Consider the following 20,860-nt stretch of genomic DNA (forward strand, 5'->3'; position numbering starts at 1 on the left):
GAGGGCGCAAGATGCGCGGCAAGCACAAGCAACAAGGTATTTCCCTGGTCGGCCTGATTCTGGCCATTGCCGTGCTCAGCATGGTTGGTTTGCTGGCCGCGAAAGTCTTGCCCACGTATTCGGAGTACCGTTCGATCCAGAGCGCCATCGTGAAAGCCAAATCGGAAGGCACGACGCCGGCGGAAATCATCAAGGCGTTCGATAAAAGCGCCGAAGTGAATTACATCTCGTCGATTCGCGGCTCGGACTTGCTGATCGAGCGCGAAGAGGGCGGCCTGGAAGTGAGCTTCGCTTACGACAAGAAGATTCCGCTGGCCGGGCCGGCCAGCCTGTTGCTGGAATATGCCGGCACCACATCGAAATCGGGGCAAGCCGCCGCCAAGCCCAAAACAGAATAAAACCCCATGAATTTACAGTTATTGCAAACCCGTCTCAGCTACACCTTTCAAAACGACGCCCTGTTGCTGCAGGCGTTGACGCACCGTAGCCACAGCAGTTTGCATAACGAACGCCTGGAATTCCTGGGCGACTCCATCCTCAACTGCGTGGTGGCGTCGATTTTGTACGAGCGCTACCTGGCCGTCGACGAAGGCGACCTGTCCCGCTTGCGCGCCAACCTGGTCAAGCAGCAATCGTTGTACGAAATCGCGCAAAAGCTGGAATTGTCGCAATTCCTGCGCCTGGGCGAGGGCGAACTGAAATCGGGCGGTTTCCGCCGCCCGTCGATCCTGGCCGATACCCTGGAGGCCATCCTTGGCGCAATCTTCCTGGATACGGGTTTCGACAGCGCGGCCAAGGTGATCCGTGCGTTTTATATCCCCATCCTCGACAGCGTCGATCCCCGCACGCTGGGCAAGGATGCCAAGACCTTACTGCAGGAATTCCTGCAGGCGAAGAAAATTTCACTCCCGCAGTACAATGTGGTAGCGACCCATGGCGCGGCGCACAGCCAGGAATTTGAAATCGAGTGCCTGGTGCCGAAATTGGGCATCCAGGTCTATGGCCGGGGCGGCAGCCGCCGCGCCGGCGAACAGGCTGCCGCCAAACTGGCGCTGGAAGTCGCAGAACAGGCAATGCAGAAGACGCCCGCCGCCGCACGCAAGCCGCGCCAGCGTGGCGCCCAATTGAAACTGGCGGGCATCGCCACGATTCAGGCGCAATCGGAGCAAGCCGACGAACCGGCCTCCTCAGTGGCGAAAGACGGCAAGGCAGTCAAACAGTAAAAGAAGGTCAACATGAACACCCCAACCACTCCCGCCGGCTTCCGTTGCGGCTATATCGCCATTGTCGGCCGTCCCAACGTGGGCAAGTCCACGCTGATGAACATGCTGATCGGCGCCAAGGTCAGCATCACGTCGCGCAAGGCGCAAACCACGCGCCACCGCATCACGGGCATCCAGACGGTCGACGATGCGCAATTCATTTACGTCGACACGCCGGGTTTCCAGACCCGTCATGCGAATGCGCTGAACAAGACGCTGAACAAGACGGTCACCAATACGCTCGATTCATCGGACGTGATCCTGTACGTGATCGAAGCGGGCAACTTCGGTCCGGCCGACCAGCAAGTACTGGATCTGCTGCCGAAACAGGTGCCGGTGATCCTCGTGATTAATAAATCCGACCGCACCAAGGACAAGGCCGTGCTGCTGCCATTCGCGCAGGAAGTGGCGGCCAAGCATGATTTCGCCGCCGTGGTGCCGGTTTCGGCCAAGCTGCGCTTCCAGCTCGACGGGCTGCAGGACGAGATCAAGCGCCTGCTGCCGGAAAACGCGCCGATCTTCGATGCGGACGATATCACCGACCGCAGCGAAAAATTCCTCGCGTCGGAAATCGTGCGTGAAAAACTGTTCCGCTTCGTGGGCGACGAACTGCCGTACAAGAGCACGGTCATCATCGAGAAGTTCGAACAGGAAGGCAATTTGCGCCGCATCTTTGCCGCCATCCTGGTGGAACGCGATACGCATAAATCCATGGTGATCGGCAACAAGGGCGCACGCCTGAAAGACGTGTCGACCCAGGCCCGCCAGGACATGGAAAAACTGTTCGGCGGTCCCGTCTACCTGGAAATCTGGGTCAAAGTGAAATCCGGCTGGGCCGACAACGAAGCGGGCCTGCGCGCATACGGCTACGAGTAATCCCATCACCACGATGCCTGTCACTGTCGAGCCTGCCGTGTCCACCCTGGGGCCAGAACCCCGGGAGGATATTGCAGGCTCGCCTGTTTCTGCGCCCGCCGTTGCCGCACCCGCGCAAAAGCGCGCCCGTACGCCGTCGCGCGAACGCACCATCGGCACCCGCGTCACGGGCCAGCCCGCGTTCGTGCTGCACAGCTATCCGTACAAGGAAACCAGCCTGATCGTCGACATGCTGACGCGCGACTATGGCCGCGTGGCGCTGATCGCGAAAGGCGCCAAGCGCCCCCATTCGCAATTGCGGGGCGTGCTGCAAACGTTTCAACCGTTATCGGCCAGCTGGACCGGCAAGAACGAGTTGCGCACCCTGACCGATGCGGAATGGGTGGGCGGCATGCTGCCGCTGGAAAAGACAGCGCTGCTGTGCGGCTTTTACCTGAACGAATTGCTGGTCAAACTGCTGGCGCGCGACGATGCGCACCCGGCCCTGTTCAACCACTACGTGTCGACCCTGAACCAGCTGGCGCACCAGGAACCCGCTCCCATCGTGCTGCGCAAGTTCGAGCGCGCGCTGCTGAAGGAAACCGGCGTGGCCGCCGACCTGACGCACTGCACCGGCACGCGCCAGAAGGTGAAGGCGGGGCAGGTGTACGTGGTGGACCCGGAGCGCGGTCCCCGCCCCGAGCAGGCCGCCGATACGTGGCCGCGCGTGAATGGCAAGACCCTGCTCGACATGGAGCGCGAAGATTACCAAGACACCGCGACGCAGGCGCAAAGCAAACAATTGATGCGTTTCCTGCTGGCGCATCACCTGGGCGGCGCGCCCCTGAACACGCGCCAGATCCTCATCGACCTCTCACAATTGTAAAACCATGAGCTTCCTCTACCCATCCGGCCCGGTGATCGACCTGGGCGTCAATATCGACCACGTGGCCACCCTGCGCAACGCGCGCGGCACCGTCTATCCCGACCCGATCCGCGCGGCGCTGCTGGCCGAGCAGGCCGGCGCCGACTGCATCACGCTGCACCTGCGCGAAGACCGCCGCCACATCAAGGATGCCGACGTGATCGCGCTGGCGCCGCAACTGGTCACGCGCATGAACCTGGAAGCGGCCGTCACCGCTGAAATGCTGGACTTCGCGTGCAAGATCAAGCCGGCCGACGTGTGCCTGGTGCCGGAAAAACGCACCGAAGTCACGACCGAAGGCGGCCTCGATGTGGTGGGCCATTTCGCCGACGTGCAGGCCGCCGTCAAGCAGCTGCAGGCCGAAGGCATCCGCGTCAGCCTGTTCATCGATGCGGACGAGCAGCAGATTGCCGCCGCGGCGGAAGCGGGCGCACCGGTGATCGAATTGCACACCGGGGCCTATGCGGACGCGGAAGGCGCCGCGCAACTGGCCGAACTGGAACGCGTCAAGGCCGGCGTGGCGTGGGGCCTGCAAAAAGGGTTGAAAGTCAACGCCGGGCATGGCCTGCATTACACCAACGTGCAGGCGATCGCCGCCATCCCCGGCATCGTGGAACTGAACATCGGCCACGCCATCGTTGCGCATGCGGTGTTCGTCGGCTGGGAAAACGCCGTGCGTGAAATGAAGGCCATCATGACGGCCACCCGCCTGGGCGCAAAATGATCGTCGGCATCGGCACCGATATCTGCCGGATCGCGCGCATCGCCGATTCGGCCGGGCGCAGCAAGCGCTTCGTGGAAAAGGTGCTGGGGCCGGACGAGCTGGAACAATACCGGCTGCGCGGCGAGCGCAGTCCCGAGCGCGCCACGCGCTACCTGGCCACGCGCTGGGCGGCCAAGGAAGCGCTGGGCAAGGCGCTCGGTACCGGCGTGGTGCCGCCGATGACCTTGGCCACCGCGCAGGTACTGAATAACGCGGCCGGCAAGCCGGCATTCGTTTGCAGCGGCGCGCTGGCGGAGCACATGCGGCAGCATCGCCTGTCGGCGCAGGTGACGGTCAGCGATGAAGCGGAATACGCGGTGGCCTTCGTCATCGTCGAGCAACAAACCGTATAAACAGTATGAACGACGAAGTTCAAAAATCAGAACTGCCGGAGCAGGACGCGCGCGACGTGGTGCTGGCCACGGTCGCCAAGCTGCCCAACCTGCCGGGCGTGTACCGCTATTTCGATGCGGCCGACAACGTGCTGTACGTCGGCAAGGCGCGCGACCTGAAAAAGCGCGTGTCGAGCTACTTCCAGAAGACGCTGTCGAGTCCCCGCATCGCCATGATGGTGGAGCGCATCGCGCGCCTGGAAACCACCGTCACGCGCAGCGAAGCGGAAGCGCTGATCCTCGAGAACAATTTGATCAAGGCGCTGCAGCCGCGCTTCAACATCCTGTTCCGCGACGACAAATCGTATCCGTACCTGAAAATCACCGGCGGCGATGCGCCGCGCATGGTGTATTACCGGGGCGCCGTCGACAAGAAGAACCAGTATTTTGGACCGTTCCCCAGCGCGTGGGCGGTCAAGGAATCCATGCAGATCCTGCAAAAGGTGTTCCAGATCCGCACCTGCGAAGACAGCGTGTATGCGAACCGCACGCGTCCCTGCCTGCTGCATCAGATCGGCCGTTGCAGCGCGCCCTGCGTGGACGCCATCACGAAGGAAGATTACAGGGCCGACGTCGACAATGCGGCGCGTTTCCTGCGCGGCCGCCAGACCGAGGTGATGGAAGACCTGGAAAAGAAAATGCTGGGCTTTGCGTCCGAACTGAAGTTCGAGCAGGCGGCCTCGGTGCGTAACCAGATCCAGTCGCTGTCGAAAGTGCTGCACCAGCAAAGCATGGAAACCACGGGCGATGCCGACATCGACATCATTGCCGTCATCGTGCAGGGCGGCCGCGCCTGCGTGAACCTGGCCATGGTGCGGGGCGGACGCCACCTGGGCGACCGGGCGTACTTCCCCACGCACCTGGGCGATGCCGCCGCCGTGGCGGAAGCGGCGCCGGAAGTGGAAGTGCTGTCCGCCTTCCTGGTCCAGCATTACACGGAAAAATTCATCCCCAGCACGCTGATCCTGAACATCGAATACGACCAGCCGGAATTGATGCTGGCGTTGCAGGAACAGTGCGGCCACCGGATCAACCTGATCTTCCAGCCGCAGGGCCAGCGTCGCCAGTGGCTGGAGCTGGCGCAAAAGGGCGGCGAAATCGCGCTGGCGCGCCTGCTGTCGGAACAGGGCTCGCAGCAATCGCGCACGCGCGCACTGGCCGAAGTGTTGCACCTGGAAGCGGAAGACCTGGAAACCCTGCGCATCGAATGCTTCGACATTTCCCATACCCAGGGCGAAGCGACGCAGGCGTCGTGCGTCGTGTTCCATCACCACCAGATGCAGAACGGCGAATACCGCCGCTACAACATCAACGACATCACGCCGGGCGACGATTACGCCGCCATGCGCCAGGTGCTGACGCGCCGTTATGAAAAGGTGGCGGCGGCGGACGGCGTGATGCCGGACGTGGTGCTGGTGGACGGCGGCAAGGGCCAGGTGGAAATGGCGAGACAAGTGTTTTCCGAGCTGGGCCTGGACATCGGCCTGATTGTCGGCGTGGCCAAAGGGGAGGGCCGGCGCGTGGGCCTGGAGACCCTGATCTTTGCCGATGGCCGCGCGCCGCAGGAACTGGGCAAGGAATCGGCCGCGCTGATGCTGGTGGCGCAGATCCGCGACGAGGCGCACCGCTTTGCCATCACCGGCATGCGCGCCAAGCGCGCCAAGACGCGCCAGACGTCGCGCCTGGAAGAGATCGAAGGCATCGGCGCCAAGCGGCGCCAGAAGCTGCTGTCGCGCTTTGGCGGCTTGCGCGGCGTGATGAATGCCAGCGTGGAGGATTTGAAATCCGTGGAAGGGATTTCACATGCGCTGGCCGAGGAGATTTACCGGCAATTGCATTGACCGGGTCTGCCATGCTGCGCACGTTTGTTTCTGGTGCTAAATCATGTTGCAAGGTAGACTAGCGGCGCGTCTATAACAATTATTAAGTTTCTACCGCAGTCTTATGCCTTTCAATATCCCGATCCTGTTGACCTGGTTGCGCGTTGCGTTGATTCCCCTGGTAGTCGGCGTCTATTTCCTGCCGCAGTCATGGCTGCCGCTGGCGGACCGCAACCTGGCGGCGACCCTGGTGTTCATCGTGGCCGCCGTCACCGACTGGTTCGACGGCTTCCTGGCCCGCCGCTGGAACCAGACCTCGGCCTTCGGCGCCTTCCTCGACCCGGTGGCCGACAAATTGATGGTCGCGGGCGCCTTACTGGTGCTGACGCAGCTGGACCGCTGTAACGCGATCCTGGCCTTCATCATCATTGGCCGTGAAATCACGATCTCCGCCCTGCGCGAATGGATGGCGCAAATCGGCGCCTCGAAATCCGTGGCGGTGAACTCGATCGGCAAGATCAAGACCGCCGCGCAAATGACGGCCATCCCGCTGTTGCTGTACCACGACATCCTGTTCGGCGCCGTCGACACCCAGTTCTGGGGCGACAAACTGCTGTGGATCGCCAGCGTGCTGACGGTATGGTCGATGTTCTACTACCTGCAAAAAGCGTGGCCGCTGATCAAAGAGAAAAGTGGCAATCTTTGAGAAATTGAAATAAATCGTTTACCCGACCTTGACAGGTTTTTTCCAGCCTCTATAATGCCTGCCTGTTGTTGATGACAACGCGCAGCAAGAACGAAGCGGGAGTAGCTCAGTTGGTAGAGCGCAACCTTGCCAAGGTTGAGGTCGAGAGTTCGAGACTCTTCTCCCGCTCCAAAAGCAGCGTGAAGTTGGAAATAATGTTGTAGAAACAAGCTCTGGTCAAACAAGAATGTTTCTGCGATAATGCAGGGCTCCGATGCGGGAGTAGCTCAGTTGGTAGAGCGCAACCTTGCCAAGGTTGAGGTCGAGAGTTCGAGACTCTTCTCCCGCTCCAGTTCACTGGAGCAGCAGCAAGCGGTAGATGTAAACGTAAGACTCCATGCGGGAGTAGCTCAGTTGGTAGAGCGCAACCTTGCCAAGGTTGAGGTCGAGAGTTCGAGACTCTTCTCCCGCTCCAGGTTTTACTGCAGTACATGATGGTGCAACAAACTCCATGCGGGAGTAGCTCAGTTGGTAGAGCGCAACCTTGCCAAGGTTGAGGTCGAGAGTTCGAGACTCTTCTCCCGCTCCAGGTTTTTACAGCACATCACACTCCATGCGGGAGTAGCTCAGTTGGTAGAGCGCAACCTTGCCAAGGTTGAGGTCGAGAGTTCGAGACTCTTCTCCCGCTCCAGAATTCCGAACGGCAGACAATAACCGGCTGCCGTTTCAGTCAAGTCTCCCTGGCGAGGTAGCAAAGCGGTTATGCAGCGGCCTGCAAAGCCGTCTAGACGGGTTCGACTCCCGTCCTCGCCTCCAGAATCTCTAAGAGAATCAAGAAGTTAGCCCGCCGTGATGCGGGCTTTTTTCTTTTCCGGCGATTTGGCTTGTATGGCTCGCAACCGCACTTTCTCCACTATTTCCTTTCATCTGCCGCTTCAATGCGATAACTTCTGCCTTTGTCGATAATGCAGACGGCTAATCAGGCCGTCTCAGATGCCTGGTGCGTCAAATACCAGGATAGTGATTTCCAGTGCGCTCAGTAGAAGCACGACTGGCCGTTTGCATCGCTGCCGCTGCGGATGAGTAGTCCTGGCATCGCCGAGTTTGTGTAGAAGCCTCACGAATAAAGCGGACAGCGTCCAGATCGGCGCTAACGCTGGATGAACTCGAGCACGCGGTTGCGGCCCGCGTTTTTGGCCGCATAGAGCGCCTGGTCTGCATGCGCCATCAATTGTTCGCCCAGCGCGGCGGCATCCAGGTTGCCGGCGGGCTGCCGCGCCAGGCTGGCGATGCCGATGCTGACGGTCCACTGGAACGCCAGGCCGGCGTCGCTGTGCAGGGTCAGCTCTTGCACCTGGCTGCGGATGCGTTCCGCCAGCGCACGGGCGCCGTCCAGGTCCGTCCCCGGGACCAGCACGGCAAATTCCTCGCCGCCCAGGCGCGCCACCAGGTCGACGTCGCGCGAACTGCTGGCGCAGATACCGGCCAGCGCCTGGATGGTCCGGTCGCCAGTCGGATGACCATGGGTATCGTTGATGCGCTTGAAATGATCGATATCGATCATCAACAGCGCACACGTTTGCGACAGGCGCACGAACCGCGACGCTTCCTGCTGCAGCCGCTGCTGGAAATGGCGGCGGTTGGCCACGCCCGTCAGCGGGTCCATATTCGACGCCTGTTCCAGCGCCATTTCCAGCATGTAGCGCTGGTGGTAGCCCAGCGAAAAGGCGGCACAGATCAACAGCATGAAGATCGCCGTGGGCCAGATGGCCATGCTATACAGCTGGTAAGGGAATGGGGCAAGCCAGCCGGCCGATGCCAGCATCAGCGGATTGGCCGACAGCAGGGCCAGCCCGGCCCAATTGACGAACAGCGAGTAGCCGAGGCACAGCAGCACGAGCAACATTGGGTAAAAGACAAAGCTCATGACGGTGGTGGCGATACCGCCCTCCAGCTGGCGCAGGATGGCGATATCGTGCAATTGCGCCAGCGTCAATGATGCCAGCGCCAGCAGTGCCCCGGTCACATGGGAGCCGACGCGCAATATCGCCCATGCCGGCAACAGCATCCACAGGTACGCCAGGCGGGCCCAGAGCAGTCCGCGCGCCGCCGCCGGATCCAGTTCGCGGTCGATGAACCATTGGGCGGCGCCCATCATGGCAGCCAGGATCAGTACCAACGACGTCTGGTGGCGGTACGCCTGGAATTTGCGCTGCAGGTACGCGCCGTCCAGATTCAGCGTGAGGATGTCACCGGCAGCCATCATCGGACCTCCCAATTGACCATTCAATGGGAGCTTACCGCATTTCCGCCAGATATCTGCCGCCAGCGGGCGCGCCCGCACGGCCGCTGGCGGTTTAACCGTTACCTGGCTGCCACGCGCCCAGTGCCAGCTGCACGCGCGCAAACGCGTGCAGCGCCTCGGCGCGGGCCGCCAGCGTGGCGCGCCGCGCGTTGTGCCATGCGATGGTATGTTCGAGTGCCTGCGAAAAGGGTTCCAGGCCCGCATCGGCCCGTTGCTGGCTGTGGCGCATCAACTGCTGCGCGGCGTCCTCGCCCGCCTGCGCCTTGGACAACGCCTGCCGGCTGGCCGACCATAGCCGCAGCGATGCTTCGCCTTCGTCGATGGCGGAAAGCACCGTCTGTTCAAACTGATGCCACGCGGCTCGCTGTTCGTGGCCAGCCGCTGCCGCCAGCGCAGCGTTGCGGCCCGCATCCAGCCATTCCCAGCTCAGGGCGGGACCCACGCCATAGCGTACCGCCCCGGCGCTGCCCAGCTGCCCGAACGGCGCCAGCAGGGCGGCCGACAGGTTCAGGCTCAGGCGTGGCAGGTGCGCACGCTCGGCCAGTACAGAGGAACCCATGGCGGCCCGCAACCGGGCGTCGGCTTTGGCGACGTCGGGCCGCCGCGCCAGCAAGTCGTCGGGGTAGCGCAGCGCCGCATCGTCGGGTACCGCCGGCAGGGCGCCGGCTGGCGCGGGATCGCCCACTGGCGCCATGGCAGGGACCTGGCCGGCCAGCACACTCAGCGCCCCTTCATGCAGCGCGACCTGGGCCCGCAATTGCACCAGTCCGGCCTCGGCGACAGTCGTCTCGTGGCGCGCGGCCAGCGCTGCGCGCCGGTCAGCCAGGCCGCTGTCGGCGCGCACCTGCAGCATGGCGGCGCGGCGTGCGTGCAGCGCGCTGGCCTGTTCCAGCAGCTGCAAATCCTGCTGCGCGTGGCGCCATAGCGTATAGACGCGCACCACTTCGCCCTGCAGCAGCACGGCCGCACCGTGTGCATCGGCCGCCGCCATATCGGCGTGCCGGCCGGCCACGGCGGCCGCCGTGCCGATCCGGCCAAACAGATCGGCTTCCCACGTCAGGGTCTGGCCCAGCGTGGCGGCATTGCCGGCCGGCGGGCGCGGCGCGCCCTGGCGGTAGGGATCGGTTTCCGCCAGCGCAGCGCGGCTGCGCTGGGCTTCGGCCGTCAGCGCGCCGCGCGGCATTCCGTCACGGGCGGCGGCATCGGCCATGCCGCGCGCGGCGCGTACGGCGGCCAGCGCGGCCTGCAAGCCGTGATTGTGCCGCATGGCTTGCGTCACCAGCTCATCGAGCATGGGATCGTGCAGCGATTGCCACCAGTTCACCATGGGCGCGCCGGCCGTCACGCCGGCATCGCGCGCCGCGTGGCTGGCGGCGGCCGTGGCCGGGTAGCGGTACATGGCGTCCGGCACGTTACTGGATGGCGCGACCACCGACGCGCAGCCGGCGGCCAAGACCAGCATGGTGGCCAGCGCGGCGCGGGCCAGCGGCGAGAGAGGAGAGCGTTGCATGGTTAATTCCCTTCCGGTTTGCCAAAGTTGTAAAAGCTTGCGTACAGCGCGGGGATCAAGCCCAGCGTGATCAGGGGGCCCAGCACCAGGCCGCCGATCATGACCACGGACAGGCTGTTCCAGACCGCGCCGCCAAACAGGCAGAGCGGCACCAGGCCGACGATGCACACCATGTTGGTCATGGCAATCGGGCGCAGGCGCTTGGCCGCCGCATCTTCCACGGCCTGGAACGGCGGCAAGCCCGCGCGGCGGCCTTCTTCGATCGCGTCCAGCATCAGCACGGCGTTGTTGACGATGATGCCGGCCAGTGCCAGCAGGCCCAGCGTGCCAATGAACGTCAACGTCGTGCCGGACAGTTTCAGCGCCAGGGCCGCGCCGATGGCGACGAACGGAATGCTGGCCAAAATGATCAGGCTTTTGCGCACGCTCTCGAACTGCCACACGAAAAGCAGGAACATGGCCAGCACGCAGCCCGGCAGTAATTTCACGACAGCGTCATTGGCGCTGGCGTTTTCTTCCATTTCGCCGCCCAGGCTGACGTCCACTTTACCGCCGGCACGGAGCGCATCCAGCGCAGGCCGCACCGCTTCGGCAATCGCCAGCGCCGTCATGTCCGGGTGCTTGGCCATCACGCTGACCGTGCGTTCCTGGTTGTGGCGCTTGATTACGGACGGCTGCGCCGCCATGGCGATGGTGGCCACCTGGCCCAGCGGCACGCTGCCGCTGTTGTCGGCGCGCTGGATCGGCAGCGTGCGCAATTGTTCGATGCCGGCGCGCAGCGACGGAGCGCCGCGCAGCATCACGGGCAGGATGGTATCGCCCTCGCGGTACTGGCTGATCATGGCACCGGCCAGCATCATGTCGAGGTTCTTCGCGATATCGCTGGTGCTGACGCCGGCCGCATGGGCCTTGACCTGGTCGACTTCCACGTTCAGCTGCGGGATCAGGCGTTCGCCATCGCTGCTGATGTTTTGCATGCCCGGCACCGCCTGCAGCGCCGCTTGCAGGCTGTCCGCCGCAGCGGCAAGGCTGGCGCCATCGCTGCCGGACAGGCGGAAGATGGCCTGGCCCGCATCCGACGACCCCATGGAAAAGCGCTTGGGCTCGAAGCGGATGTCGGGGAACCGTGCGGCCAGCTTGCCGCGCAATGCCATGATCGCCTTTTCATGCGTGACCCCTGGCGCCAGCTCCAGCACGGCGTAGGCGATATGGGCCGCCGGTGTTGGCGGTGTCAGGCCCAGGATAAAGCGGGGACCGCCGTCGACCAGGTAAATCGCATGGCTGGCCAGTTCGGGGAAGGCTTGATGGTCGGCCAGCGCGGCGCTGATGTCGCCGGATTGGGACAGCGTGCGGCCGGTGCTGGCATCGGGCGCCAGTTCGATCACCATTTGCAGCTGGCGCCGTTCGGAGGCGGGCATCAGCTCGGACGGCACGGTGGTAAACAGTGCACTTGCACCGGCCAGCAAGACCAGCATGGCGCCGATATACGCGGCCCTGTGCCGTAGTATCCGGCGCACCGCGCCCCGGTACCATGCCGTCAGCGACTCCACTGCGCGCGCCACGCGGCCCGATTCCGTGTGATCCATGTAATGGCGGTGGTGTTGGCGCATGAAGCGCTGGCACAGCAGCGGCGTGAAAGTCACAGCCAGCAGCAGCGACAGCAGCAGCGCAATCGCCATCACGATCCCCATGCTGCGCAGGTATTCGCCGGTTTCCGTGGTGGACAGCACCAGCGGCATGAACGTGAGGATGATGGCCAGTGACGACACCAGCAGCGGCACGAACATGGTGCGGCCGGCTTCGGCGGCTGCCTGCGCGCGGTCTTCGCCCAGCGCCAGGCGTCGTTCCATGTCTTCCGCCACGACGATGGCGTTGTCGACAAATAAGCCCAGCGCAATGATGATGGCGCCGATGGAAATGATGTGTAGCTCGATACCCAGCAATTTCATGATGGCCAGCGTCCCCAGCACGGTGGCCGGGACAATCGCGCCGACGATCAACCCCGTCCGCAGGCCCAGGAACAGCACCACGACGCTCATCACGATCGTGGTGGTTTCCAGGAACACTTGCCCCACCTGTTTCAGCTGTTTCGTGACAATATGGGCCTGGTCCGTGATCGGCAACACTTGCATGCCGGCCGGCAGCGATGCCTGCAGCTCTTGCATTTTGCCGCGCAGCTGCGCGGCAAAGCTGACCACGTTCTGGCCCGGATCCATCGAGACGGCAATCACGACGGCAGGCGTGCCGTTGACGAACGCGCCGCTCATCGGCGGGTCTTGCGCCAGGCGCTCAATGCGCGCCAAGTGGCCCAGCAGCACGGTGCCGCCTTTTGGCAGCGCGACCGGCGTGGAGCGCAGTTGGTCCGGGCTGGCGACGTTGCCGCTGACATTGAGTGCCAGTTCCGCGCCACCGACTTCGACAAAGCCGGCCGGCGTGATCACATTGCGCTTGGCGACCGCTTCCATCACGGTGGCGGGACTCACGCCCTTGGCGGCCAGCGCCGGCACATCGAGGATGATCTGCACCTGCTCATCGCGCACCCCGTGCAGCGATACTTTTTCGACGCCGGCCACTTGCAGCAGCGCGTCGCGCATGCGGCGCGCCTGTTCGCGCAACTCGCCCGCGCTGTAGCCTTTGCCGGTCAGGCCGACCGTCATCACGGCCACGCGGCCGAATTCATCGTCGACCAGCGGACCGACGGTCCCTTCCGGCAAATTGGGGCGCACGTCATTCATGCGGTTGCGCAGGCGCTGCCAGACGTTGCCAAGCTTGTCGGCCGGTACGGACGGGTGCAATTCCACGTAGCTGAAGGCAAAGCCTGGCCGTACCGTGGTTTTTACGCGTTTGACTTCGGGCAGGCCGAGGATGCTTTCTTCGACGGGGCGCGCCACCAGTTGTTCGACCCGGTCGGCGCTGGCGCCGGGTACCAGGTTCAGCACGGTCGCGGTGCGGATGGTGATCGATGGTTCTTCCGTGGAGGGGAAGTCCAGCGCCAGCCACAGGCCGGCCAGCACCAGGGCAAGCACGGCGAGGAAGGTAAAGCGCGGCCTTGCCAGCGCTGCGGCGGCCAGGTTCATTGCTGGCCTCCGCGCGGCAGGGCAAATGGCGCGACCTTGCTGCCCGGCTGGATCGACAGGGCGCCCGCCACGATCACGCGGTCACCCTGGCGCAGGCCGTCCTCGATTTCCACCGAGTCGCCATGCAGGGCGCCCAGTCGGACCGTCACCTGTTCCACCGTGTGGCCGTCGGCGCCCACGCGCAGCACGTGGCCACGGTCCTGTTGCGATTGCTGCACGGCGCGCAGTGGAATCTGCAAGGCGGCACTGGGCAGGTTGGCCGTCAGGCTGACACGCCAGGCCGAGCCCACGTCGGCGCGCTCTGGCACTGACAGGAACACGCGCCGCAATCCGCCCGCTTCCAGCCTGGATGCGACACGCAGCACCTTGCCATCGAGCCGGACATCGCCGCTGCGCAGCAGCGCGGGCTGTCCCGCCTTGGCTGGCTGGTCGCCCGGCACCAGCACCGACAATTCGCGTCCGGCGCCATCCAGCGTGAAGGCAGGCGCGCCCGGGCCCGTGCCTTGTCCCGGCTCGACGTGGCGCGCACTGACCGTGCCATCCATGGGGGCACGCAGCCTGGCCTGTTCCAGTGACCAGTCGGCCGCATCGCGCTGGGCGTGTGCGCTGCGCAGCGTGGCTTCGGCACTGCCCAGTTCGGCCTGGACCGCGTGCAGCTCGGCGGCGCTGGCGGCGCCGGATGCGCGCGCCGCCACGATACGGTCGTGGCGTTGGCGCACTTCGGCCAGTTGCGCTTCGGCGCGGGCCAGGTCGCTGCGCGCCGTGGCCGTTTGCGCCGCCACTTGCTGCGGATGCAGTGTCGCCAGCACCTGGCCCGGGCGGACATGGTCGCCGGGTTCCACCAATACCGTGGCGACCTGGCCGGCCACGGCAAAAGACAATTCGGCCCGCTGTACGGCGCGCACTTCGCCGACGAACTCCAGTTCGGCGCCGGCTTTCGGGGTGACGGTCACCACGTAGGCGGGGCGGGGCGGCTCGGCGTGGACGCCGGTGGCCGCAGGTTCGGAACAGCCGGTCAGGCTGAACAGGGGAAGCAAGGCGGGCACCAGGGCGGCGCGGATCAGGATACGCAGCGGATGCCGCGGGGAGGGACATTTTTGCACGATGAATTCTTTCTGGGTGGTGGTCGATAGTGCGGCTGGCGCGGAATTGCCGGTCAGCATGGCCGCCACTGTAAGGCGCGGGGCTGTCGGACGGGGAGGGCAATAGCGGTAAGCACGGGGACAAAATAGGACAAATGCGCTATCCAAGGGGGGCTGGAATGACCGGTACGGATGCGCCTGCGGTACAGTGTCGGGGACGGTCCTTATCAACTTTTTCCGAGGTGTTGCATGTCTCCCAACCAGCGCCGACGGCAGGACGACGTGGCGGACAAGCCGGCCGCCGTGGCCAATATCATCCCCAATATGGCGCGCGCGCTGCTGGGCTTGATCGAAGACCGGGGCTTGTCGCCGGCCCGGCTATGCCGCGGCATGGGTTTTACGTACCAGGATTTACTGCGGCACCAGGTGCTGCTGTCGTACCAGCAAACACGCGAACTGATCTTGCGGGCGCAGCGGCTGTTGCAAGACCCGGCCTTTGGCGTTGCCGTCGGCGCGCGGCAAACCCCCGTGTCATGGGGCGTGGCCGGGCTGGCGATGCTGACGTGCGAAACATTTGGCGAAGCGACGCAATATGTGGTGGCGCAGCAGGAAGCAGCGGGCGCGCTGGTGGAAAACTTCGTGGAAGTGCGCGGCAATGAACTGATGCTGGAAGTCCGGCCGCGCCGCTTTGATTTGCAGATCGAAGGGTTCCTGGCCGACGAGTCGCTGGCGGGGGCGCTGGCAATTTCCCGCTACCTGCTGGGCGCGGAACTGAGGCCGTTGCGGATCGACTTCACTCGGTCGGCGCCGGCCCATGACGAAATGTACCGGCGGTATTTCCGCTGCCCGCTCCGGTTCAATGCGGACGTCAACCGCATGGTGCTGGAATCGCACTGGCTGGACGTGCGTTTGCCGGGGTATGACCGCATCACGTGCAGCATGGTGCGGGAACAGTTGAATTCACTGCTGCACGTGCCGCCAGGACGTGACGACTTGCAGGAATCGGTTGCCAACCAGATGCGCTTCCGCACCGGACAGGCGCCCAGCCAGGTGCACATCGCGCAAGCCGTCAATGTCAGCGCGCGCTCGCTGCGGCGGCAGTTGAGCAGCCAGGGCGCCAGTTACCGGGCCTTGCGCGACGCCACGCGGTTCGAAGCGGCGCGCGATCTGCTCGCCCATTCGCAACTGTCGGTGGCGGCCATCGCCGAACGTATGGGATATGCGGACGCGCGCTCGTTCCGGCGCGCGTTCAAGCGCTGGTCGGGCGTACTGCCCAGCGACTACCGTGACAGGCTGCCTGAGGCTGAGCACTAGGCGCGGTCATTGCGGGTCGCTCCAGTTTTTGGTATACATACCAAACATTGATTCACGCCCAACTTACCGGGAGCACCATGACCGACGTTACCGTAACCCCTGTCCGCAAACGCCGCCCGAAAAGCGAAGCGATGGCGCCTGCCGCCGAGCGCAGCACGCGCGCCCAGGGCCAGCGCACCCGCACGGCGATTATCCGTGCCGCCCGCAAACTGTTGCTGGAAGGGGGCAGCCTGGAGTTTTCGCTGCGCGAAGTGGCCACCCGCGCCGGCATCAGCATCAGCAACCTGCAGTATTACTTCCCGTCGCGCCTGGCCGTGCTGCGGGCCGTGATCGAACCTGTGATCGAAGTGTATCTGCGCGACCTGGAGCGCGCGCTGGCAGGCGACACGGCGCCCCGCGACACCGTCATCGCGCTGCTGGAGCGGGGCTTGCGGGATTCCCGCAGCACGGAAACCGCCGCACTGCTGTGGCATTTCATTTCGCTGGCCGCCATCGATGACGAGTGTTCGCGGCTGCTGGATGACTGGTACGAGGCGCTGACGCGCGGCGTGGCCAAGCTGGTGCGGGCGCAGAACCCGAACATTACACAGGCCGACAGCCTGCACCGCGCCACGTTGATGATCGCCATGGTCGATGGCCTGAGCCTGCAACTGGGGGCAGGGCGCCGCAAGCGCGAATATACGCGGGGCCTGGAAACCAAATTCCTCACGATGGTCGATTGCCTGCTGCGGCTGGACGCTCCCAAAGCAGCGTAGACCGGGCAACCGTTCCATCCCAACAACGACAGGCCGCGGCCTGTCGTTTTTTTTCTCATATGTTTGTACGTTTGTCCTAAAAAGTGTTTGTACTAGTGACCTAAGTTTTGTATTATGACCTAACAATGACGCAGCTTAACCGGGACGCACTATCCGGTTGCCAACTTTGATAGGAGACCCAAAGTGATACGACTGTATAAATCCACTGCGCTGCCGCTGGCAGGCCTGACGGGCTTTGAAACGCCGCTCAGCGAAGAAGAAAATGCGATCCAGCACACGGTGCATCGCTTTGCCCGCGACGTGCTGCGCCCGGTTGGCCGCGAGCTGGACCGCATGAAGGCGGAAGACGTGATTGCCGCTGGTTCGCCGTACTGGTACGCGATGATGGAAAGCGCCAAGCTGGGCCTGGATCCGCAACTGATCGCGCAATTCCCGCCGGAAATGGCGGTGCGCATCGAATCGATCATCGGCGAAGAGTTCGGTTGGGGCGATTCCGGCCTGGGCGTTTCGCTGGGCGCCGCCACCGCGCCGCTGATGATGGCGCACGCGACAGGCAACCAGGAATTGATTGACTTGTGCACCGGCAAGATCGGCTGCTGGATGAATACGCAGCCGGACCGCGGTTCCGATGCCGCCATCTTGTACCGCCAGGAATTGGCGACCGGCGGCAAGCAGCCGGTCGGCAACATCACGGCGAAAGTCGGCGCCGATGAAATCATCATCAATGGCCAGAGTTCCGCGTGGGTGTCGAACGGTTCCGTGGCACAGGTGGCGCTGGCCTATATGGCGGCCGATTATGGCGACGGTTTTTATGGCGACGGAGAGCGCAGCCAATTCACCAACGGCATTGCGCTGATTATCCCGCTCGACTTGCCCGGCATTTCGCGCGGCAAGCCATTGGACAAGATCGGCCAGCGCGCGTTGCCGCAAGGCGAAATTTACTTTGACAACGTCAAGGTGCCGAAGCGCTTCGCGATTGCGCAAAAGGATGACTACCTGGGCAACCTGGCGTCGATGTGGTCCTACGCGGGGACGCACATGTGCCAGGTGTTCGTGGGCACGGCGCGCGCCGCGTTCGAGCTGGCGCTGGAATACACGCATGAGCGCAAACAGGGCGGCGCACTGCTGATCGACCACCAGATGACGCACTGGCGCATCGGCGACATGCTGCGCCGCCTGGAAATGGCGCGCGCCATTGCCCGCCGCAGCCTGGCGTTTGCCCGCATGTCGCCGCAAAGCCACCCATACGCGACGGCGCAGGCCAAGGTCAGCACGACGGAAGAAGCCATGAAAATCACCCACGAAGCTTTCCAGCTGATGGGTGCCAATGCCACCACCCTGGAATACCCAATTGAAAAGCTGTTCCGCGATGTGCGTTCCGCGCTGATCGAGGATGGCGAGAACTACGTGCTCACGGCGCGCCTCGGCGTGCTTGCATCGCAGCTGTATCAGAACGGCTGGACGCGCGAGTAACAGGCCAGGCCCATGCGCGCGCTGGCTGTCCAATTTGACCTTAACCTGTGGGGAATAGTGATGGAACTGCAGTACTACATGCTTTGTCTGGCAACGACCATCCTGGTGGCGATTTCCGCCACCTATGGTGTGAAGTTCCTGAAGAAGCGCAATTACCTGCTCGGCTTCGAGTGGCTGATCGTAACCTTCTCGGCAACGAATGCGCTAGTGTTCTTCCTGCTGGATATCAAGGGCGCGTACAGTATTTCGTACTTCTGCGACGCATTTTCGCGCGGCTTCGGTATTCCACTGGTGGCAGTGGCGGGATTGATGGCCGTGACGCATGCGTTCCGTCCGACCGTGCTGGCCGACTTGGCGATTTTTGCGCTGGCCGCCGCGGGCGGCGTCGTGCTGGTGGCGTGCGATGCCGTGGCGCCTGTCAAACCGTACTTCTACGTGGCCACGTGGAGCGCGTTTTCCATTTACTTCGGCTACTTTGCCAAAAGATTGCTGAGCGCCGGGCAGGGCGGTCAGGCGCTGGGCATCGTGGTCGCGCTGGTGGCCGCGCAGGCCATTGCCGTGATTTACGACTTCTTCCCGATCCCTGGTGACCACGAACACATGATGTTCTATACGCTGGCCGAACTGACGTGGGCTTACCTGTGCGCCCAGACCTATTACGCTTATTGCGCACTGGAGCGGGCGGAACAGCCAACCCTGGCTGATTATGAACGCCAGCAATTTGCCTGACCCCTAATCCAAACAAGAGAGATGACCATGACCGACAAACGCGTAGCGATTATCCCGCCAGCCACCCAGGCGATGTACGACACCTACCACTTCGCTCCCGCCACCCGGGTGGGCAATTTGATCTGGGTGTCCGGCCAGGTCGGCCTGGACGCCGACATGCGTCCCGCCGACGGCATCGAAGCGCAGGCACGCATTGCGTTCTCCGCCGTGCAAGGCCTCCTGGCGGCGGCCGGCGCCACGCTGGCCGATGTGGTGGAACTGACGACGTTCCATACGGCGCTGCAGCAGGACATCCAGACCTTTTCCAAGGTCAAGGATGAATTCTTCCCGGACCGCTACCCATCGTGGACTGCCGTGGGCTTGAGCGAACTGGCCTTGCCTGGACTTTGCGTTGAAATCCGCGCCGTGGCAGTGAGAGGCAGCGGGGCGCTCTAAGCCATTTTTTTAAACTAAAGTTTGTACGTTTGTCCTAAGTTTGGCTGTTTGACCTAAATATTGATAGTGAATCGATAAGGAGACCAAGGTGAACCTCAAGACGATGTTTTTCAGCGTATCGCTGGCGCTGGGCGGCGCGGCCGCAGTGACTGCCGCGCTGGCCGCGTCCGAGCAGGATGCGGCCCGGCTGGGCAAGGACTTGACCCCGGTGGGAGCGGAACGGGCCGGCAACAAGGACGGCACGATTCCGGCATGGACCGGCGGCGACATGAAAGCGCCGGCCGGCTGGAAGACGGGCGCGCCGCGTCCCGACCCGTATGCGAACGACAAGCGCCTGTTCGCCATCGACGCTTCCAATGTCGACCGCTACAAGGACAAGCTGGCTCCGGGCCAGCTGGAAATGATCAAGTCCATTCCCGGCTATCGCATGGATGTGTTCCAGTCGCGCCGCTCGTGCGGCTACCCCGACTTCTTCTACGAGCGCACGAAAAAGAATGCGGCCAGCGCCAGGCTGGGCGCCAACGGCAACGACATTGCCGAAGCGCTGGGCGCCGCCGTGCCATTCCCGGTGCCGCACAACGGCGCGGAAGCCGTATGGAACCACAAGCTGCACTGGCGCGGCGAAGGCTTCACCATCACCCACGCCGGGTTCATACCACCGAAGGGCAGCGACAGTATCGGCGAAGCCATCGTGCAGGAAGAATCGGAAATGTCGCCGATGTGGTCGCCATCGAACAAGGGCGTCGCGGACGCCAAGGGGATCGAATACCAATTGCTCAACGTCTTCACGGGCCCGCCATCGATCGCCGGCGACGCGACGTTGGCGCAATACAACGTGGGCAAGCCAAATGATGTGTGGCTGTATTTCTCCAGCCAGCGCCGCGTGCGCCGCGCGCCGACGTACCAGTATGACTCGCCGCAGTTGAACACGGAAAACCTGCTGGTGGTGGACCAGTACATGCAATTCAATGGTCCGCTGGACCGCTATGACTGGAAGCTGGCCGGCAAGAAGGAAATGTACGTGCCCTACAACACGTACCGCCTGAACTCCCCTGCCAACAAGGTGGACGACGTGGTCAAAGCCAAATTCTTCAGCCGCGACCATTCCCGCTATGAACTGCACCGCGTGTGGGTGGTGGAGGCGACGCTGAAGGAAGGCATGCGCCATATGTTCCCGAAACGCACGCTCTACATCGATGAAGACACGTGGATGATCCTGGTCGCCGACATGTATGACGCGCAGGGCAAGGTGTGGCGCACTGCCGAGATGGGCCCGTACATGGCGTGGGAAGTGCCGGCATGCGTGTGGGCCGCCAACGCCAGCTACGACCACGTGACGCGCCGCATGGTGCTGGACCGCGTGCTGGCCGGCCGCAAGGAACCGGACTGGCTGGCCGCCCGCGAAGGCCGCCTGAAGGAAGCCGTTTTCGAACCGGATGGCTTGCGCCGCGCCACCACACGATAAGCACACGACAACA

Annotated in this window: 18 protein-coding genes and 6 tRNA genes; 20 read left to right on the forward strand and 4 right to left on the reverse strand. The window is 63.6% G+C overall.

Annotated features, from left to right (window positions below; translation table 11 throughout):
* The first annotated feature begins 11 nt into the window (after positions 1–11).
* From GJ700_RS09445 to GJ700_RS09510, 14 genes are all read left to right on the forward strand, one after another.
* Entirely contained in the window at positions 12–398 is a 387-nt protein-coding gene (locus GJ700_RS09445) for a DUF4845 domain-containing protein (protein WP_154373018.1), read from the forward strand.
* A gap of 6 nt (positions 399–404) precedes the next feature.
* The gene (gene rnc / locus GJ700_RS09450) at positions 405–1,223 is read left to right on the forward strand and encodes a ribonuclease III (protein ID WP_154373020.1); all 819 of its coding nucleotides are present in this window, start codon (positions 405–407) and stop codon (positions 1,221–1,223) included.
* A gap of 12 nt (positions 1,224–1,235) precedes the next feature.
* Positions 1,236–2,138: a GTPase Era gene (era, locus tag GJ700_RS09455; protein ID WP_154373022.1), complete on the forward strand. Its 903-nt coding sequence runs from the start codon at positions 1,236–1,238 to the stop codon at positions 2,136–2,138.
* A 37-nt stretch (positions 2,139–2,175) separates the two neighbouring features.
* Entirely contained in the window at positions 2,176–3,003 is an 828-nt protein-coding gene (recO, locus tag GJ700_RS09460; RefSeq protein ID WP_371867893.1) for a DNA repair protein RecO, read from the forward strand.
* 4 nt (positions 3,004–3,007) lie between these two features.
* Positions 3,008–3,766 carry a pyridoxine 5'-phosphate synthase gene (pdxJ, locus tag GJ700_RS09465; protein WP_154373026.1) on the forward strand — a complete coding sequence of 253 codons (759 nt, stop codon included), beginning with the start codon at positions 3,008–3,010 and terminating at the stop codon, positions 3,764–3,766.
* Positions 3,763–4,158: a holo-ACP synthase gene (gene acpS / locus GJ700_RS09470; RefSeq protein ID WP_154373029.1), complete on the forward strand. Its 396-nt coding sequence runs from the start codon at positions 3,763–3,765 to the stop codon at positions 4,156–4,158. The genes pdxJ and acpS overlap by 4 nt, the downstream gene beginning before the upstream one ends.
* 5 nt (positions 4,159–4,163) lie before the next feature.
* On the forward strand, positions 4,164–6,038 hold the full coding sequence (uvrC, locus tag GJ700_RS09475; RefSeq protein ID WP_154373031.1) for an excinuclease ABC subunit UvrC: 1,875 nt from the start codon (positions 4,164–4,166) through the stop codon (positions 6,036–6,038).
* 103 nt (positions 6,039–6,141) lie between these two features.
* Positions 6,142–6,723: a CDP-diacylglycerol--glycerol-3-phosphate 3-phosphatidyltransferase gene (gene pgsA / locus GJ700_RS09480; RefSeq protein ID WP_154373033.1), complete on the forward strand. Its 582-nt coding sequence runs from the start codon at positions 6,142–6,144 to the stop codon at positions 6,721–6,723.
* A gap of 95 nt (positions 6,724–6,818) precedes the next feature.
* A tRNA-Gly gene (locus GJ700_RS09485) sits at positions 6,819–6,894 on the forward strand.
* An 84-nt stretch (positions 6,895–6,978) separates the two neighbouring features.
* A tRNA-Gly gene (locus tag GJ700_RS09490) sits at positions 6,979–7,054 on the forward strand.
* Positions 7,055–7,101: 47 nt separating this feature from the next.
* Positions 7,102–7,177, forward strand: a tRNA-Gly gene (locus tag GJ700_RS09495).
* A 38-nt stretch (positions 7,178–7,215) separates the two neighbouring features.
* Positions 7,216–7,291, forward strand: a tRNA-Gly gene (locus tag GJ700_RS09500).
* 26 nt (positions 7,292–7,317) lie between these two features.
* A tRNA-Gly gene (locus GJ700_RS09505) sits at positions 7,318–7,393 on the forward strand.
* Positions 7,394–7,444: 51 nt separating this feature from the next.
* Positions 7,445–7,518 (forward strand) — tRNA-Cys (locus tag GJ700_RS09510).
* Between the two features lie 334 nt (positions 7,519–7,852).
* Here the strand turns inward: GJ700_RS09510 and GJ700_RS09515 are convergent.
* From GJ700_RS09515 to GJ700_RS09530, 4 genes are all read right to left on the reverse strand, one after another.
* Positions 7,853–8,968: a GGDEF domain-containing protein gene (locus tag GJ700_RS09515; protein WP_154373035.1), complete on the reverse strand. Its 1,116-nt coding sequence runs from the start codon at positions 8,966–8,968 to the stop codon at positions 7,853–7,855.
* 91 nt (positions 8,969–9,059) lie between these two features.
* On the reverse strand, positions 9,060–10,517 hold the full coding sequence (locus GJ700_RS09520; protein ID WP_154373037.1) for a TolC family protein: 1,458 nt from the start codon (positions 10,515–10,517) through the stop codon (positions 9,060–9,062).
* A 2-nt stretch (positions 10,518–10,519) separates the two neighbouring features.
* Positions 10,520–13,594: an efflux RND transporter permease subunit gene (locus tag GJ700_RS09525; RefSeq protein WP_154373039.1), complete on the reverse strand. Its 3,075-nt coding sequence runs from the start codon at positions 13,592–13,594 to the stop codon at positions 10,520–10,522.
* The gene (locus GJ700_RS09530) at positions 13,591–14,757 is read right to left on the reverse strand and encodes an efflux RND transporter periplasmic adaptor subunit (protein ID WP_154373041.1); all 1,167 of its coding nucleotides are present in this window, start codon (positions 14,755–14,757) and stop codon (positions 13,591–13,593) included. Before GJ700_RS09530 ends, GJ700_RS09525 begins: the two co-directional genes overlap by 4 nt.
* A 168-nt stretch (positions 14,758–14,925) precedes the next feature.
* On the opposite strand from GJ700_RS09530, the gene GJ700_RS09535 reads away from it, so the two are divergent.
* The 6 genes from GJ700_RS09535 (at position 14,926) to GJ700_RS09560 (ending at position 20,847) form a co-directional block, all read left to right on the forward strand.
* Positions 14,926–15,990, forward strand: coding sequence for an AraC family transcriptional regulator (locus GJ700_RS09535; protein WP_154373043.1), 1,065 nt, complete (start codon positions 14,926–14,928; stop codon positions 15,988–15,990).
* A 77-nt stretch (positions 15,991–16,067) separates the two neighbouring features.
* Entirely contained in the window at positions 16,068–16,745 is a 678-nt protein-coding gene (locus tag GJ700_RS09540) for a TetR/AcrR family transcriptional regulator (protein WP_154373045.1), read from the forward strand.
* Positions 16,746–16,928: 183 nt separating this feature from the next.
* Entirely contained in the window at positions 16,929–18,218 is a 1,290-nt protein-coding gene (locus GJ700_RS09545) for an acyl-CoA dehydrogenase family protein (RefSeq protein WP_371867894.1), read from the forward strand.
* A 60-nt stretch (positions 18,219–18,278) separates the two neighbouring features.
* On the forward strand, positions 18,279–18,947 hold the full coding sequence (locus GJ700_RS09550) for a hypothetical protein (RefSeq protein WP_154373046.1): 669 nt from the start codon (positions 18,279–18,281) through the stop codon (positions 18,945–18,947).
* 21 nt (positions 18,948–18,968) lie between these two features.
* Entirely contained in the window at positions 18,969–19,382 is a 414-nt protein-coding gene (locus GJ700_RS09555) for a RidA family protein (RefSeq protein ID WP_154373048.1), read from the forward strand.
* 88 nt (positions 19,383–19,470) lie between these two features.
* Entirely contained in the window at positions 19,471–20,847 is a 1,377-nt protein-coding gene (locus tag GJ700_RS09560; RefSeq protein WP_371867895.1) for a DUF1329 domain-containing protein, read from the forward strand.
* Positions 20,848–20,860: the final 13 nt, after the last annotated feature.

The organism is Pseudoduganella rivuli (assembly GCF_009674485.1).
GTDB classification, from domain to species: Bacteria; Pseudomonadota; Gammaproteobacteria; order Burkholderiales; family Burkholderiaceae_D; genus Rugamonas; species Rugamonas rivuli_B.